Annotated in this window: 14 protein-coding genes; 7 read left to right on the top strand and 7 right to left on the bottom strand. The window is 60.8% G+C overall.

Annotation, left to right across the window (positions count from 1 at the left end):
• Window positions 1–3 precede the first annotated feature (3 nt).
• The 4 genes from RHP75_RS13995 (at window position 4) to RHP75_RS13980 (ending at window position 4,567) form a co-directional block, all read left to right on the top strand.
• Entirely contained in the window at window positions 4–438 is a 435-nt protein-coding gene (locus tag RHP75_RS13995; RefSeq protein WP_090248226.1) for a MarR family transcriptional regulator, read from the top strand.
• Window positions 438–1,841 carry a DHA2 family efflux MFS transporter permease subunit gene (locus tag RHP75_RS13990; RefSeq protein WP_311088715.1) on the top strand — a complete coding sequence of 468 codons (1,404 nt, stop codon included), beginning with the start codon at window positions 438–440 and terminating at the stop codon, window positions 1,839–1,841. The genes RHP75_RS13995 and RHP75_RS13990 overlap by 1 nt, the downstream gene beginning before the upstream one ends.
• A 261-nt stretch (window positions 1,842–2,102) precedes the next feature.
• The gene (locus RHP75_RS13985) at window positions 2,103–4,166 is read left to right on the top strand and encodes a FimV/HubP family polar landmark protein (RefSeq protein WP_311088714.1); all 2,064 of its coding nucleotides are present in this window, start codon (window positions 2,103–2,105) and stop codon (window positions 4,164–4,166) included.
• A gap of 113 nt (window positions 4,167–4,279) precedes the next feature.
• Window positions 4,280–4,567 carry a SelT/SelW/SelH family protein gene (locus RHP75_RS13980; protein WP_311088713.1) on the top strand — a complete coding sequence of 96 codons (288 nt, stop codon included), beginning with the start codon at window positions 4,280–4,282 and terminating at the stop codon, window positions 4,565–4,567.
• Here the strand turns inward: RHP75_RS13980 and RHP75_RS13975 are convergent, their stop codons facing one another.
• From RHP75_RS13975 to RHP75_RS13965, 3 genes are all read right to left on the bottom strand, one after another.
• The gene (locus RHP75_RS13975; RefSeq protein WP_311088711.1) at window positions 4,568–5,419 is read right to left on the bottom strand and encodes a DMT family transporter; all 852 of its coding nucleotides are present in this window, start codon (window positions 5,417–5,419) and stop codon (window positions 4,568–4,570) included.
• Window positions 5,416–5,751: a tRNA-binding protein gene (locus RHP75_RS13970; protein WP_311088710.1), complete on the bottom strand. Its 336-nt coding sequence runs from the start codon at window positions 5,749–5,751 to the stop codon at window positions 5,416–5,418. The genes RHP75_RS13975 and RHP75_RS13970 overlap by 4 nt, the downstream gene beginning before the upstream one ends.
• Before the next feature lie 108 nt (window positions 5,752–5,859).
• The gene (locus RHP75_RS13965) at window positions 5,860–6,609 is read right to left on the bottom strand and encodes an AraC family transcriptional regulator (protein ID WP_311088709.1); all 750 of its coding nucleotides are present in this window, start codon (window positions 6,607–6,609) and stop codon (window positions 5,860–5,862) included.
• Between the two features lie 125 nt (window positions 6,610–6,734).
• Here RHP75_RS13965 and RHP75_RS13960 point away from each other — a divergent pair, with 125 nt between their 5' ends.
• Together RHP75_RS13960 and RHP75_RS13955 are read left to right on the top strand one after the other, a co-directional pair.
• On the top strand, window positions 6,735–7,553 hold the full coding sequence (locus RHP75_RS13960) for a UDP-2,3-diacylglucosamine diphosphatase (protein ID WP_311088708.1): 819 nt from the start codon (window positions 6,735–6,737) through the stop codon (window positions 7,551–7,553).
• Complete coding sequence (locus RHP75_RS13955) at window positions 7,550–8,608, top strand: glycosyltransferase family 1 protein (protein WP_311088707.1); 1,059 nt, start codon at window positions 7,550–7,552, stop codon at window positions 8,606–8,608. Before RHP75_RS13960 ends, RHP75_RS13955 begins: the two co-directional genes overlap by 4 nt.
• Here the strand turns inward: RHP75_RS13955 and RHP75_RS13950 are convergent.
• Both RHP75_RS13950 and RHP75_RS13945 read right to left on the bottom strand, forming a co-directional pair.
• The gene (locus tag RHP75_RS13950; RefSeq protein WP_311088706.1) at window positions 8,601–9,989 is read right to left on the bottom strand and encodes an adenylate/guanylate cyclase domain-containing protein; all 1,389 of its coding nucleotides are present in this window, start codon (window positions 9,987–9,989) and stop codon (window positions 8,601–8,603) included. The genes RHP75_RS13955 and RHP75_RS13950 overlap by 8 nt on opposite strands.
• A gap of 170 nt (window positions 9,990–10,159) precedes the next feature.
• Window positions 10,160–10,477, bottom strand: coding sequence for an Mpo1-like protein (locus RHP75_RS13945; RefSeq protein WP_311088705.1), 318 nt, complete (start codon window positions 10,475–10,477; stop codon window positions 10,160–10,162).
• Between the two features lie 157 nt (window positions 10,478–10,634).
• On the opposite strand from RHP75_RS13945, the gene RHP75_RS13940 reads away from it, so the two are divergent.
• Window positions 10,635–11,636, top strand: a complete 1,002-nt coding sequence (locus tag RHP75_RS13940) for an AraC family transcriptional regulator (RefSeq protein ID WP_311088704.1) — start codon at window positions 10,635–10,637, stop codon at window positions 11,634–11,636.
• Between the two features lie 8 nt (window positions 11,637–11,644).
• Here RHP75_RS13940 and RHP75_RS13935 read toward each other — a convergent pair whose 3' ends face one another.
• Together RHP75_RS13935 and RHP75_RS13930 are read right to left on the bottom strand one after the other, a co-directional pair.
• A complete protein-coding gene (locus tag RHP75_RS13935; RefSeq protein ID WP_311088703.1) occupies window positions 11,645–13,099 on the bottom strand; it encodes a TrkH family potassium uptake protein in 1,455 nt (484 codons plus the stop codon).
• An 82-nt stretch (window positions 13,100–13,181) separates the two neighbouring features.
• Window positions 13,182–14,636: a TrkH family potassium uptake protein gene (locus tag RHP75_RS13930; protein ID WP_311088702.1), complete on the bottom strand. Its 1,455-nt coding sequence runs from the start codon at window positions 14,634–14,636 to the stop codon at window positions 13,182–13,184.
• Between the last annotated feature and the right edge of the window lie 152 nt (window positions 14,637–14,788).

Below are 14,788 nucleotides of genomic sequence, written 5' to 3'. Positions count from 1 at the left end.
TCCATGTCGCATACCGATCAACACCGCTTTGCCATGCAAGTTGCCCAACTTTCCCGTGCCTGGCGCGCCGAACTGGATCGCCGCCTGGTCGGTCTGGGGTTGTCGCAAGCCCGCTGGCTGGTGCTGCTGCACCTGGGGCGTTTTGCCGAATTACCGACCCAACGCGAGTTGGCGCAGAGCGTTGGTGTCGAAGGGCCGACCCTGGCGCGTCTGCTCGACAGCCTGGAAGCTCAGGGGCTGGTCAGCCGCCAGGCCGTACCGGAAGACCGCCGCGCCAAGAAGATTGCCCTCAGCCCACAAGCCCGTCCGCTGATTGAAAAAATCGAAGCGATCTCCGCGCAACTGCGTCAGGAAGTCTTTGCCGGCATCGATGAAGACGAGTTGCGCCGCTGCCAGAAGGTCCACGCCCAGGTGCTGAGTAACCTGGAAAAACGCTGATGCGTGACGATCTGCAGGCTCTGCAGCAACGCTTCGGCCCGTGTTACCCGCAGTGGCTGCTGGCGCTGCTGATGGTCGGCAGCATGGCCATGGTCTTGGCCTCCACCAGTATCAATGTTGCCTTGCCGGCGATCATGGCGGATTTCGCCATCGGTCGGCCCCTGGCGCAGTGGCTGTCCACCGGTTTTCTCGCAGCCATGACCGCCGGCCTGCTGTTGGCCGCATGGGCCCAGGCACGTTTTGGCGCGCGGCGTACGGCGCAATTCGGCCTGCTGCTGTTTATCCTCAGTTCACTCTTGGCGCTGGTGGCTCACTCCGCCTGGCAGCTGATCGCCCTGCGCATCGTGCAGGGGCTGTGCGCGGGAATCGTGCAACCGTTGGCCATGGTGCTGATCTTTCGTGTATTCGCCGATGGCGGGCGCGGTATGGCGCTTGGCATATATGGTCTGGGGGTGATGCTGGCGCCGTCGTTGGGGCCGGGGATTGGCGGTTACCTGGTCGATCATTTCGGCTGGCCGTCGATCTTCTGGATGCCGCTGCCGATGTGTCTGCTGGCCATGCTGGCTGGGCAATGGTTGTTGCCCAGTGAACGTGAGCGCAGCACGCCGCGTCTGGATATTCAGGCCTTTGCCTGGTTGTGTGTGGCGATATTTTCCGCGCTTGGGTTTCTTGCCGAGGCGCAGCGCTTTGCCTGGACGGCACCGAGGGTTTGGTTACCGGGCTGTTTGGCGCTGCTGGCAGGCATGGCATTTATCCTGCGCAGCCGGAGTGCCGCCCAGCCGCTGCTGCCCCTTGCGCTATGGCGACATGCCGGATTTCGCAGCGCCAGCTGGGTTGCCTTGACGCTGGGCCTGGGCCTGTATGGTTCGACCTACCTGATTCCGCTGTATCTGCAGACCGTTGAAGGCTTCAGCGCCGGACGTTCGGGGCTGTTGCTGTTACCGGCCGGGATCTTGATGGGTATGGCCTCTTTTCTCGGCGGCTGGCTCAGTGATCGGCTGTCTGCGGCCGTGTTGCTGAGTGGCGGTTTACTGATCTTTGCGCTGTCGGCTGCAGGATTGGCTTGGGTCGAGCAGGGCGCCTCATTCATTCAACTGTGTTTCTGGGCCTGCGTCGGGCGCGTGGGACTGGGCGTGTTGCTGCCGGCCTTGAGCACCGGTTCGCTGGATATTCTCAGCCCTGAGGAACTGGCTCAAGGCGCTGGCGCCATCACCTTCGTGCGTCAGCTCGGCGGCGCATTCGGGGTCAACCTGCTGACCTTCTTTCTGGAGTGGCGGCACAGCGCCGAAGGTGGCGATCACCTCGCGGAGATGCTCGCCTTCAAACAGAGTTTCTGGCTGGTGGCCGGGGTATTCGCAATCACGGTTCTGGCAGCCTGGGGCGTCAAATCGACAAGACGCTGACAGCTAAACGGTAGTGTGATGGAGTTGTCATTTTCTTGACTGCGAGCCTATGCTTGCACCTGTGGTGGCTTTTTGCCAAGCGGCGGTTGGTATTTCTGTATTCAGTACGCCGTAATCATTGCCATGCACCAGCCGGGTTAAACACGGAACGTAGTCCCAAGGCCATATTTGCCGTCTTCTATACTTTCGCAAGCGCTGGAAGCGCACGTCTCGGACGTATAGTGGCGAGGGTGCAGGAGCGGATTCATCGGGAGCGTTTTTATGGCAAAGGTTCGTCAATTACTGATCGGCCTGGCATCCAGTTCGGCCTTGTATTCGGGGCTGGTTCCAGCACTTGGCCTGGGCGAAATCACCTTGCATTCGGCACTTAGTCAGCCGCTGGATGCCGAAATCGAATTGTTTGATGTGGGCGACCTGACCGCTGAAGACATGCGCGTGCGTCTGGCGCCCGCCGAAGTGTTCAGCCGTTCCGGCGTTGACCGTCTGTATTTCTTCAATGACCTGCGTTTTACCCCGTTGCTGCGGGGCGGCAAGAGTGTGATTCGCGTGGTGTCGACGCAGCCGGTGCGTGAGCCCTATCTGAACTTTATTGTCGAAGTGGTACGGCCCAATGGTCAGTTGTACCGTGAGTACACCGTGCTGCTCGACCCGCCCAGCTCTGCCGCCTACCGCAGTCTGGCTGCATCCACCACGCCTGCTGTCGTTACGCCCGCGCCCCGCGTAACCACTGTCGCGCCTGTGCGTCCGGCAGTAATGCCCGCTGCGCAGCAGGGTAATCGCTACAGTGTGGTAAGCGGTGACAGCCTGTGGAAGATAGCCACGCGTCTGGCCGTCGATGCCGGACAGGTAGCGCCCCAGGCGCTGATGAATGATATCCATGCGCTTAATCCGCAGGCCTTTATCAATGGCGATATCAATCGCCTGCGTGCTGGTGCGCAATTGCTCTTGCCCGATAGTGTCGTCAGCGCTTCGCCGTCAGTGGCCGATGCACCAGTCGCTGAAGCTGCGGCGCCAGCTGGTACGACCCCAGAAATTGCGCCAATAGTCAGTGCTGAGCTGCCGACTGATCCGCCGGCTGAACAGCTGATCCGGGAGCAGACCCGCGTTGAGCAGGAGCTGGCCAGCCAGATCAGTGAGACTCTGCAATTGCAACAGAGCCTGGCGCAGCTGGGCTTGCAGGTGCAGCAGTTGCAGGAGCAGATGGAGGCACGGGATCAGCAGATTGCTGGCCTGCAGGCCGAGTTGGCCGCGCGTCGCGCGAGCGCCGAAGCAAGTGCCGCGCCTGTGCCTGCTCCGGTCACGGTAACCGCGCCGGTTACGGCTGAATCAGGTAGCAACTGGCTGGCGATTATTGCCGCTCTTCTGACGCTGCTACTGGCCGGTGTGGCTGGCCTGTTCTGGCGTAGCAGAAAAGCCGCTGAGCCAGCACCTGTTGCGGTTGCAGCGGAACTGACGCCAGCCATGCCCAGGGCACCAAGTGTTGCACCGACTATCGCGGCCGCACCGGCAGCCGCAGTGGCGCTCAATGTGCGCGAGGTGCCGCGTGGTGGGCCAGTATGGCCGGCAGCGGGTGAAGATGCGCTGCAAAGTGCCAACGTGTATATCGCCTACGGCCGCTTGAATGAAGCCGCCAGTACGTTGCGTAAGGCCTGGGAGGCTCAGCCGCAGCGCAGTGATATCGGTTTCCGTCTGCTGGAAGTGCTGGCGTTGTTGGGTGATACCCAGGGTTTTATTGCCCACGAGGCCTTGGTGCGGGCATCCGGCTTTACTCCGGCACGGATCGACGAGTTGAAAGCGCGGCATGCCGAGCTGTTCAGCGCGCCGCCGGCCAGTTTGCTGGACGATGTGGTGCTGGAGCTGGATGAGGTCGAGTCGCAACCGTTGGTGGATGCTGCCAATGATGGTCAGCTTAATCTGGACGATATGTCGCTGGATGCCGACTGGGATCTGGTCAGCCCCTTTGCCCCAACTGCGCCGAAAAAAGTGGCGGACAAGACCGAGAGCAGTACTGCGGCCAAGCGCAAGACCTCGGATATCTTCGAACTGTCCGGCAGCCGTGATGCCCGCAGCCCGTTTGCCGAGTCGATGCTGGTGGAAGAAACCTCCAGCGATGGTTGGGGCGGTGACGTCCTCGATGTGGAACTGCTGGATGATTTTGATGAGCTGGCCAGCAACCGCGAAAACCTTTCCAAGCTGAATATGGCACTGGCCTATATCGAACAGGGCAGTCTGGATAGCGCCTGCCAGATCCTCAATGAAGTGATCAATGAAGGCGATGAAGAGCAGAAGCAGGAGGCGCGTCAGCTGCTGGCAAAAATCGCCTGATGCAAGATGCTGCCGTTCAACGCCCGCCTGCCTTTGGTTCGCGGGCGTTTTTCTTGTGCTGAGGCCAGGCTGCTGCGCGTTATCATCGACCTTTCATTTGCGCGAGCCTGCCAATGTCCAGCCCCAAAGCCGAAGTAGTTATCACCTATTGCACGCAATGCCAGTGGCTGCTGCGTGCTGCCTGGCTAGCGCAAGAGCTGCTGTCGACGTTTACCGATGATTTGTCCAGGGTTTGCCTGGAGCCCGGTACAGGCGGGGTGTTTCGCATCACCTGTGATGGTGTGCAGATCTGGGAGCGCAAGGCCGATGGCGGTTTTCCCGAGGCCAAGGTGCTCAAGCAGCGCTTGCGCGATCAGATTGATCCGGCGCGGGATCTGGGTCACAACGACCGCAGTCATTGATCACCTGGCCATCCGCGCCGATAGAAAGATGGCGCTGACAATCAGCAGCCCGCCAGTCAGCATGCGCAGGGTTGGCACTTCGCTGAACAGCAGCCAGGCGAAGGCAATGCCGTAGATCGGCTCCAGGGCGAAAATCACCGCGGTGGTACGCGCCTTGAGCACCCGCAGGCTAGCGACGAACAGGCTGTGCGCCAGGCCCGTGCAGAAGATCCCGAGCATGGCCATCCACAACCAGTCCTGAGCCTGCACGTTGGGCAGCGTCGGCCAGGCCAGCGGCAGGAATACCAGCAGCACGGTGAGGTTCTGGTACAGCGCCGCCTGGACCGGTTCGATGCCACGGGTACTGGCGCGGTTGAGCAGCGACAGCAGGGCGAACAGCAGGCCGGACAGCACTGCCCAGAGCAGGCCGCTGGTGGCCTGGCTGCTCAGGTCGAAATCCGGGGTGACCAGCACCAGGCCCAGGCACACCAGCGCCACCATGGCGTATTCGACAGGCCGGGTGCGCTCACGGAACAGCAAACCTTCGAGCAGCACGGTAAAGGCCGGAAAACTGGCAAAGCCGAGGGTGGCGATGGCTACGCCAGATATATGCACAGACTCGAAAAAACTCCACCAGTGGCCGCCCAGCAGCAAGCCACCGAGGGCCAGCAGGCCGGTCTGGCGCAAGCCAAGGCAGACCAGGCGCGCGTTGCTGATCAGCTTGGCGAACAGCAACAAGGCCGCCACGGCGAAGATGGCGCGGCCAGCGGAGATCATCTGCGGGGTGGTATTCGCTAGCTTGCCGAATATGCCGGACAAGCCGAACAGCAGGGCGCCCAGGTGAATTGCCCAGAGGGCATTACGTTGATTCATGCCAGGCGCGCGCCGTTGGGGAGCGGTTTGTCGAAGCCGGCCAGCACTACGTTGTTATTGGCATCATATGCACCGGTCACCAGCACTTCGGAGCGCACGCCGGCGATGCGCTTGGCGGCGAAATTGCACACGCACAGCACTTGGCGGCCGACGAGCTGCTCGCAGCTGTAGTGGCCGGTGAGCTGGGCGCTGGAGGTCTTGATGCCCAGCTCGCCGAGGTCCACTTCCAGCACGTAGGCGGGTTTGATGGCTTTTTCATTAGGCCGGGCGGTGCGAATGGTGCCGACGCGCAGCTCCACTTTTTCGAAATCCGGCCATTCGATGTTTTGCATAGGCGACTCCTTGATTCTGGCGGGCAGTCTAGGTGCCTATCTGCGCCCTTGTCTGTCTCGGGAATCGCGCGTTTTGTCGCCAGGCTCTCACAAGAGAGTGTCGGCAAATTAGTCAGTGCGGCGCAGTTGCCGAGGTGTAACGCCAAGATGCCGCGATAGGGCAGCGCTAAAGGCACTTTGCGAGCTGTAGCCGACCCGCGCAGCGATTTCGCCAATTGCCAGGTTGCTGCCTTGAAGCAGTTGACGTGCCAGTTGCAGGCGACGGCTGCGCACATAATCCATTGGCGTTTGCCCGGTTTCGGCGAGAAAACGCGCGTGAAAACGTGCTACCGACAGGCCGGCCAGGCGTGCCAGATCGGCTACCTGCAAAGGGTGCGCGGCATGCTGGTCGATATGCGCATCCAGCGCCGCCAGCGGCAGGCGGCTGGCTGCGTGGGCAGTAATCTCGCCATTGGCCAGGCTGGCCAAAAGTAAAGCAGCGCCTTGCTGGGCGATCACCGGGTCATTGATCGGGCTAGCGGCCAGCCAGCTGACCAGCTGACTTTGTGCGGGGGTGAGGCTGACGGCGGCAGGTTTGTCCAGCAGGCGACGGGTGGCATCCAGGTGTCGGCCCAGCTGTTGTTGCAGCCAGTCCTCACACGGTACGTCGAGCACCAGGCAGTGGCTGCCGTTCTTACTGCCGCAGGCGTGCTGCGCATCACTGGGCACCACAGCCAGTGTCTGACGCTTTACCTGGCTGCCATGGCCGGCCACTTCGAACTCCAGCAAGCCGCTCAGGCCGAAGACCAGTTGCGCATGCTCATGGCTGTGGCTGAGCAGATCATGGCTGTAGTGACGCAGCGAGAGCAGCGAGGACATGGTGGGCTCCTTGTTCGGCCAGTCAGTTTATACCCTTTAGGGGTTGTCACCGAATTGCCATGGCGCTGTCATGCACCTTTCACCCCGACTGCGCAGACTCGAGCAAACCCAGCCGGAGGTCGTCCATGACCAGCGCTCAGCTCGCCAAGCCCAGCCGCAAGCAACGTGTCCGTACCCTGTGGATTTCCGATGTGCACCTGGGCACCCGGGATTGTCAGGCCGAACACCTGGCAGCGTTTCTCAAGCGCTACCAGACCGACAAGATTTACCTGGTCGGTGACATCATCGACGGCTGGAAGCTGCGTAGCGGGGTGTATTGGCCGCAGTCGCACAGCAACGTGATCCGCCGTCTACTGACCATGAGCAAGCGCGGCACCGAGGTGATCTACGTCACCGGCAACCATGATGAGTTTCTGCGCCGCTATTCCAGCCTGATGCTCGGCAATATCCAGTTGGTCGATGAGGCCGAGCACTTCACTGCCGATGGCCGCCGCCTGCTGGTGATTCACGGTGACCAGTTCGATGTGATCACCCGCTATCACCGCTGGCTGGCCTTTCTCGGCGATTCGGCCTACGAATTCACCCTGACCCTCAATCGTTGGCTTAATTACTGGCGTAGCCGCTATGGCTATGGCTATTGGTCGCTGTCGGCTTACCTCAAGCACAAGGTCAAGACGGCGGTGAACTTTATCAGCGACTTTGAAGAAGCCATCGTCCACGAATGCGCCAAGCGCGGCTTCAATGGCGTGGTCTGCGGGCATATCCACCACGCCGAGATTCGTCCGATGGGCGAGGTCGAGTACATGAATTGCGGCGACTGGGTGGAGTCCTGCACGGCGCTGATCGAGCATCTGGATGGCAGTATCGAACTGTATCGTCTGGCTGAAGATCAGGCGCGTCAGTTGCAGGCCGCTCCAGTTGCGGCTGCCGAGCCGGCCCTGTGAGGATTCTGATCGTCTCCGACGCCTGGACACCCCAGGTCAATGGCGTGGTCACCAGCCTGCAGGCACTGATCAGCGAGCTGCGCGGCCTCGGTCATCAGGTCAAGCTGCTGTCACCGGCGGACTTTCGCGCGCTGCCATGCCCCAGCTACCCGGAAATTCCCTTGGTGTGGAACCTCTGGCGGGTTGGCTCGGCGATTCGCGCGTTTCGCCCGGACTGCGTACACCTGGCCACCGAAGGCCCACTGGGTTGGGCCGCACGGCGCTGGCTAAGCAAGCGTGGCCTGGCGTTCTCCAGCGCCATCCATACGCGTTTTCCCGAATACGTGCACACCCGCTGGCCCTGGATTCCACTGCGTTGGGGTTATGCCTTTCTGCGCGCCTTTCACCGGCCGAGCCAGGCGGTGCTGGTGACCACCGAGCGCATGCGTGAGGAGTTTTCCGGTTGGGATTTCAAGCGTCTGGTGCTGTGGCGCAAGGGCGTTGATACGCGGCTGTTCTGTCCGCCGGTGGCGCCGACAAGCCTGGCTGAACCGGTGTTTCTGTATGTCGGGCGGATTGCCCCGGAGAAGAATATCGAGGCGTTTCTGGCCCTCGATCTGCCGGGGCAGAAGCAGGTGGTCGGCGATGGCCCGCAGCGCGAGGCGTTACAGGCGGCTTATCCGCACGTGCGCTTTCTCGGCTATCAGCATGGCCAGGCCTTGGCCGAGGCGTATCAGAATGCCAGCGTGCTGGTATTCCCTTCACGTACCGATACCTATGGCTTGGTGATGCTTGAGGCCCTGGCCTGTGGTACGCCAGTGGCGGCGTTTCCGGTAGCCGGACCGCTGGATGTGTTGCAGGCGGGCGTCAGCGGGGTCATGCATGAGGACTTGCGTGCGGCCTGCCTGGAGGCCTTGAGCCTGGATCGTGGGCGTTGCGCCGAGTTGGCCGCGCGGCAATCCTGGCGAGCGTCGGCGCTGGAGTTTCTGGCGCAGCAGCCGTTGCTCGATGGTGAGTTGTGCATGCCGATTGTGCAGGACTCACACGCAGCGGGGCATAAGCAGGCGCTTACATGATTACCTTGTCACGCAGCTTGTCGGCTGCCTGACTGAGGGCCTGGATGACCTTTTCCTTGTCGAAATTCTGGATGCCGTTGGTATCCAGGTACATGGAGAAGCCGGGTAGTTCGTGTTCGACATAACTGGATGTGGCGCCCAGGTCGCGACGGAAATCCACCACCTGGTAGATCTGCACGGGGCGGGTAAAGCCCTTGACGTTGATCTGGCCCTTGTCGCGGCACATGATCACGTCCTTGATCAGTGAATAGGTCTCATGAGAGATCAGGATCTCACCGGATTCAGCAGCACTTTCCAGGCGGCTGGCGAGGTTCACATCGCGACCGATGATGGTGTAGTCCATGCGCGTATCAGCGCCGAAGTTGCCCACGGTGCAATAACCGGTGTTCAGCCCCATGCGGATTTCCAGCGGCTTGGTGATGCCCTGGGCACGCCATTGCTGGCGCAGTACCTTCATATGCTTGCGCATGGCGATGGCCATGGACACTGCATTCACCGCATCCTTCTTGGCGCCCTTGCTGCTTGGGTCACCAAAGAACACCATCACGCAGTCACCGACAAACTTATCGATGGTGCCGCCGTACTTCAGGCAGATCTTCGACATTTCATTAAGGTAGGTGTTGAGCAGGTCGGTCAGGGCTTCGGCTTCCAGCTCTTCGGCCAGCTCGGTAAAGCCCTTGATGTCTGAGAAAAACACCGTGAGCTTCTTGCGCTGGGTTTCCAGGCGCACACTTTTCTTGCCGGTGAAGATCGACTCCCACACCTGTGGTGACAAGTACTTGGCCAGATTGCGTGCCAGGCGTGCGGCTTTTTCCTGCTCGCGGGTGATCTCGTTGCGCACCTGACTCAGGCGCAGGCCCTGCTGGTGCACAAAGTAGGCCGTGATACAGATATACAGGGTGGTGAAGCTGATGCTGACCAGTGCTACCAAGGCGGGGGTATTGATATTCACCGTGATGCCAGCGATGGCAAAAGTAAAGACTGCGCTGCTCAGGGCTATCAGGGATGCCAGCCCTAGGTAGCGCAGGCCACCTATTACCAGTGCGCTGAAGGCCATTGTTAGCAGAGCCATCAGGGATGGCACAACGGATAAACCCAGTAGCGCGACGGCGCCGCCACAGTGCAGCGCGTCAATAAACAGCAGGCTGAGGGTGGTGCGTTGCGGATGCTCGCGTTTGAAACGCAGGCTCAGATGGTGTGCCAGGTGCGGGTAGAGCAGTGCGTAGGGCACCATCCAGAGAATGTCGTAACCGAAATGTTGGGTATAAGTACCTGCGGCAATACTGGCAGCGATGGCGATATAGGCCAGGACGCGGGAGTAGTACTCACGCAGCGGCGGTGCCGGCAGTGCGGAAATTCGGGGGGCGCTTTTGACATTCATCCGATGGGACTATCCCTGCTGCTCGTCTGGCACCTCTGCTGGGCGCCTGGGTGGCACACCGTACCGGCTGCCAAAATAAGCGAGGGATCATAACCAAGCCCACCGCAACCGCCAAGCGCGGCAGCCGAACGGCAGCGCCACCTGAGCCAGCGGTCGCTCAAGGCGGGCTGTTAAAACTTGATGCGTCCGGTAAAGGCATCCTTGAGCATCACCCAGTCGCCCATCAACGAATAAAGCGGGTAGTCAAAGGTGGCGGGGCGGTTTTTCTCGAAAACAAAGTGGCCAACCCAGGCAAAGCCGTAACCGATCAGCGGTATCGACAGTAACCACAGCCACTGCTGAGTGGTCAGGGCATAGCCCAGTACACAGAGCACCAGCAAACTGCCGACATAGTGCAGGCGGCGGCAGGTGGCGTTGCTGTGCTCCTGCAGGTAATAGGGGTAGAACTCGGCGAAGCTGCTGTAGCGTTCGTGGGTTTCAGTGCTCATCGGGGCCTCCTCTTATTCTTTTGACCACCACCAGGCTTGCGGCTATGGCGGCTTACTTGCAGTCTAGGTCGAGTGACGCGCTGGGCCACTGACATTAGGTGCCAGTTTAGTATCCTTCTGTCGCCCTTCAGACTCCCTAATAAGAACAGAACACGTCATGAGCGAACGTACCACTTCATCCAGTTGGGCCTCGGGCATTGTCGCGGCCCTGGAATTGGGCGGTGTTGATTGCCGCAGCCTGTTTGCCCAGCTGGGGCTCGACTATGCCGCCTTGAGCGACTCCGATGCGCGCTTTGCTCAGGACGCCATGACCCGGCTCTGGCATCTGGCTGTGGAGGCCTCGGGCAATCCGGCCATTGGCCTGAACATGGCAAAGATCCTGCGGCCAGCGTCCTTCAACGTGGTTGGGTACGCAGTGATGAGCAGTCGCAACCTGCAGGAAGGTTTTGCCCGGCTGGTGCGTTATCAGCGGATCATCGGCGAGGGGGCCGATCTCAGTTTTCACCCCACCCCGGAAGGCTATGAAATGCTTCTGGCGATCCATGGTGATCGGCTGCCCTCGGCGCGGCAAAGTGCTGAGGCCTCGCTGGCGCACTCCCTGGCCTTCTGCCGCTGGCTGACCGGCAAACCGCTGCGCCCGCGGCTGGTCAGTCTGATGGGGCCGGCTCCGGAGGACCTGGCGCCTTATGACGAAGTATTCCAGTGCCCGCTGAAATTCAACGCCGAGCACTATGCCTTGCTGTTCGAGCGGGCTGATCTGGATGCGCCATTGCCGTCGGCCAACGAGGCATTGGCGCAGCTGCATGACCGTTTTGCCGGCGATTACCTGGCGCGCTTTTCCGGTACGCGGGTAACTCATCAGGTGCGCCAGGTGTTATGCCGTCTGCTGCCCCAAGGCGAGCCCAAGCGTGAAACCGTGGCGCAGGCACTGCTGCTGTCCGAACGCACCTTGCAACGGCGTTTGCAGGATGAAGGCACCAGCTACCAGCACCTGCTGGATGACACGCGTCGCGAGTTGGCTGGCCAGTATCTGGGGCAGGCCAATCTGACCTTGCTGGAAATTTCCTATCTGCTGGGGTTCTCCGACCCGAGCAACTTCTTTCGCGCCTTTCGTCGCTGGTTTGACACCACGCCGGGCGAGTACCGCGCACGGCTGTAACGGCGCGCTTAGTGTCGCCAGAAGGCCGGCAGCATGAGCACCAGTACGGTGAGGATTTCCAGGCGGCCGAGCAGCATGCCGAAGGTCAGCAGCCATTTTGCGGTGTCCGGCAGGCTGGAAAAGTTGCCCGCCGGCCCGATGATCGGGCCCATGCCAGGGCCTACGCCGGAGACGGTGCTGGCTGCGCCGCTGAGTGCGGTGATCCAGTCCAGGCCGCATAGGGTCAGGCCCAGGGCCAGTACGGCGATGGTGATGGTGAAGAAGAACGAGAAGGTGAGGATCGAACGAACGATGTCTTCATCCAGGTGATGGCGGTTGTACTGCTGCTTGATCACCGCGCGCGGGTGGATCAGCTGCATCAGGTTGGCCCTGAGCAGCACGTAGGCGACTTGGAAACGGAAAATCTTCAGCCCGCCTGCGGTTGAGCCCGAGCAGCCGCCGATAAAGCCCAGGTAGAAGAACAGCATGCCGGCAAAGCCGCCCCACAGCGTGTAATCGCCGAGGGCAAAGCCAGTCGTGGTCATGATTGAGGTGGTATTAAACGCCACGTGGCGAATAGCTTCGAGCCAATGCAGTTCGGTGCTCAGGTAATACCAGGTGCCGAGCAGCAGCCAGGTGCTCAGCAAAATGCCGAGAAAGCCGCGTACCTGCTGGTCTCTGATCAGCGCCTTGTAGTTGCCGCGCAGCATTGAGGCAAACAGCACGAACGGCACGCTGCCGAGAATCATCAGCACGATGGTGACCCAATGCACCGCCGGCTCGGTCCATTTGCCCAGCGATTGGTCCGAGGTGGAAAACCCGCCGGTCGCGATGGCTGACATGGTGTGGTTGATCGCATCGAATACGCCCATACCAGCGGTCCAGAGTGCCAGGCAGCCAATGAGGCTGATGCCCAGATAAGCGGCAATCATGTACTTGGCGACCATATGCGAGCGCGGCATGATCTTTTCGGAGCGGTCTGATGATTCGGTCTGGAACAGGCGCATACCACCGATCCGCAGCATGGGCAGAATCGCCACGGCCATGGCGATAAAGCCAATGCCGCCGAGCCAGTGCAGCAGCGAGCGCCAGATCAGAATGCCCGGCGACATGTTGTCCAGCCCGGTGAGGACGGTCGCGCCAGTGGCGGTGATACCCGACATGCTCTCGAACACTGCGTCGGTCACGCCCAGATGCTGGGAAAACATAAAGGGCAGGGCAGCGAAAAGCCCTACCAGTATCCAGCTGGACACCGTCAGCAAGTACATGTCGCGTGGGCGTAACTGCACATCCTTGGGCCGGCCTTGGGCAATCATCGCGATGCCCGCGATAAAGGTGATCAGGCTGGACCAGAGAAAGGCGTTGAGTTCGTCAGGCCGTGCAAACAGCATCAGGGTCAGCATGGGAACGGCCATGCTGATCGCCAGTGTCAGAAGAAAAATGCCATTGATAAACGCGATGATCCGTAAGGTCGGCCAAGCCATCTAAGCGGGTTCCGTTCCAGTAATAGCAAGAGTCTAGGGTGTGTAGCCGGTCTTGCGCGCCAATCACTCGGCCAATAGAACCTTAATGCCGCCAGAATGCCCGAGTTACCAGCACCAATACGGTCAGAATTTCCAGGCGGCCGAGCAGCATACCGATGGTCAGCAGCCATTTGGCCGCATCTGGCAAGCTGGAGAAGTTGCCCGCCGGGCCGATGATCGGGCCCAAACCGGGGCCTACGTTACACACCGCCGTCGCTGCGCCGGTCAGCGCAGTTACCCAGTCCAGCCCAAGCAGGGTCAAGCCGAGGGCGATCACGCCGATGGTGATGGTGAAGAAAAACGAAAAGGTGATCAGCGAGCGGACAATCTCTTCATCGAGGTTGTGATTGTTGTACTGCTGCTTGATCACCGCGCGCGGGTGCACCAGTTGTTGCAGGTTGGCCCGCAGCAGCACATAGGCCACCTGGAAGCGAAAGATCTTCAGACCGCCGGAGGTTGAGCCCGAGCAGCCGCCGACAAACGTCAGGTAGAAGAACAGCAGCACGGCGAAACTGCCCCAGGTGGTGTAGTCGCCGAGGGCGAAACCGGTGGTGGTGACCACCGAGGTGACATTCACCGCGACGATGCGAAACGCATCCAGCCAGCTGTTATCCGAGTGCAGCCATAGCCAGGTGCCGAACACCAGCCAGGTGGCCAGCAGAAAGCCGAGAAAGCCGCGTACCTGATGGTCCTTGAACAGCGCTTTGCGGTTGCCGCGCAGGGTCGCGACATAGAGGGTGAAGGGTAGACCGCCGAAAATCATCAGCACCACCGCCACCCAGTGCACAGCCGGTTGGCTCCAGTTGGCCAGCGATGAGTCCGAGGTCGAGTAGCCGCCAGTGGAGATCGAAGTCATTGCATGATTGATCGCATCGAAGGGCGTCATGCCGGCCAGCCAGAAGCCGAGAAAGCCGATCAGGGTCAGGCTCAGGTAGATAAACAGGATGTATTTGGCCGCCATGTGCGAGCGCGGCATGACCTTCTCGCCCCAGTCGGAGGATTCGGTCTGGAACAGGCGCATGCCACCGACCCGCAGCAGTGGCAGAATCGCCACCGCCATGCCGATAAAGCCGATACCACCCAGCCACTGCAGCATCGAGCGCCAGATCAGCAGGCCGGGTGAGGCGTGGTCCAGGCCTGCCAGCACGGTTGAGCCTGTGGTAGTAACGCCGGACATGGTCTCGAAAAAGGCATCGGTGTAGCTGATGTGGTGAATCAGCACCATCGGCAGAGCGGCGAAGATGCATACCACCAGCCAGCTGCCAGTGGTCAGCAGGTACATGTCGCGCGGGCGCAGTTGTGCATCCTTGGGGCGCCCGGGTATGACCATGGCGATGCCTGCAGCGGCGGTCACCAGGCTGGACCAGAGAAAGGCGTTGAGGTCGTCGGTGCGTGAGTACAGCAGCAGCGTCAGCATGGGGATCAGCATGCTGACGGCCAGAGTGATCAGGAAGATGCCGAGAATAAAAGCAATGATGCGCAGTGTCGGCAATGACATGGAGTCGGCTCGGGCTCTGTAGGGCAAAGGGGCGTTATTCTACGCGCGCTGCAGCCGCTGTACAGCAGTCGTAATGCGTGCTTTACAAGCGCTTGGCGCTGCATAGAATAGCCGCCAGGTGCCGGCCCTTGCCGGTTTCTGAGCCCGCCAAA

Source organism: Pseudomonas sp. SG20056 (genome assembly GCF_031764535.1).
In the GTDB taxonomy this organism is placed as follows: Bacteria; Pseudomonadota; Gammaproteobacteria; order Pseudomonadales; family Pseudomonadaceae; genus Aquipseudomonas.
This window is presented reverse-complemented; position numbering and strand designations above follow the sequence as displayed.

Bases quoted from the DNA above. Each gene is read 5' to 3' on its own strand.
- RHP75_RS13985 (WP_311088714.1), top strand. From the start codon at position 2,103: ATGGCAAAGGTTCGTCAATTACTGATCGGCCTGGCATCCAGTTCGGCC.
- RHP75_RS13990 (WP_311088715.1), top strand. From the start codon at position 438: ATGCGTGACGATCTGCAGGCTCTGCAGCAACGCTTCGGCCCGTGTTAC.
- RHP75_RS13980 (WP_311088713.1), top strand. From the start codon at position 4,280: ATGTCCAGCCCCAAAGCCGAAGTAGTTATCACCTATTGCACGCAATGC.
- RHP75_RS13975 (WP_311088711.1), bottom strand. From the start codon at position 5,419: ATGAATCAACGTAATGCCCTCTGGGCAATTCACCTGGGCGCCCTGCTG.
- RHP75_RS13935 (WP_311088703.1), bottom strand. From the start codon at position 13,099: ATGGCTTGGCCGACCTTACGGATCATCGCGTTTATCAATGGCATTTTT.
- RHP75_RS13930 (WP_311088702.1), bottom strand. From the start codon at position 14,636: ATGTCATTGCCGACACTGCGCATCATTGCTTTTATTCTCGGCATCTTC.
- RHP75_RS13945 (WP_311088705.1), bottom strand. From the start codon at position 10,477: ATGAGCACTGAAACCCACGAACGCTACAGCAGCTTCGCCGAGTTCTAC.
- RHP75_RS13970 (WP_311088710.1), bottom strand. From the start codon at position 5,751: ATGCAAAACATCGAATGGCCGGATTTCGAAAAAGTGGAGCTGCGCGTC.
- RHP75_RS13995 (WP_090248226.1), top strand. From the start codon at position 4: ATGTCGCATACCGATCAACACCGCTTTGCCATGCAAGTTGCCCAACTT.
- RHP75_RS13965 (WP_311088709.1), bottom strand. From the start codon at position 6,609: ATGTCCTCGCTGCTCTCGCTGCGTCACTACAGCCATGATCTGCTCAGC.
- RHP75_RS13960 (WP_311088708.1), top strand. From the start codon at position 6,735: ATGACCAGCGCTCAGCTCGCCAAGCCCAGCCGCAAGCAACGTGTCCGT.
- RHP75_RS13950 (WP_311088706.1), bottom strand. From the start codon at position 9,989: ATGAATGTCAAAAGCGCCCCCCGAATTTCCGCACTGCCGGCACCGCCG.
- RHP75_RS13940 (WP_311088704.1), top strand. From the start codon at position 10,635: ATGAGCGAACGTACCACTTCATCCAGTTGGGCCTCGGGCATTGTCGCG.